Origin of the sequence: Nocardia takedensis NBRC 100417, from assembly GCF_000308695.1 — a bacterium.
GTDB lineage: Bacteria > Actinomycetota > Actinomycetes > Mycobacteriales > Mycobacteriaceae > Nocardia > Nocardia takedensis.
Genome location: NZ_BAGG01000156.1, coordinates 1 through 224, shown reverse-complemented (window position 1 = coordinate 224; position 224 = coordinate 1). Strand labels below are relative to the sequence as shown.

Sequence of the window (224 nt, the reverse complement as noted above, 5' to 3'; positions counted from 1 at the left end):
CCGTCGCGCTGGTCTCGCTCCAGCGCCGTCACCGCCAAGGCGTCGCGGTCCCGGTCGGAACGAAGGCGTTCTTCTGGGGCGAGCTGTTCTCCGCCGAACTCATCTCCGTCATCGGAAACGGCCTGCACGCTGCGGAATCCGGGCAACGCATCCTCCCCGCCACGATCGCCGCGTGCGTCGCCGGCGCGGCGCCGCTGTTCGGGTTGGCCGCGACCCACGGCCTC

1 pseudogene is annotated in these 224 nt (G+C 71.9%); it reads left to right on the top strand.

The features are described 5' to 3' along the window. A pseudogene (locus ON30_RS27700) lies at window positions 1–224 on the top strand (hypothetical protein); the annotation flags it as partial.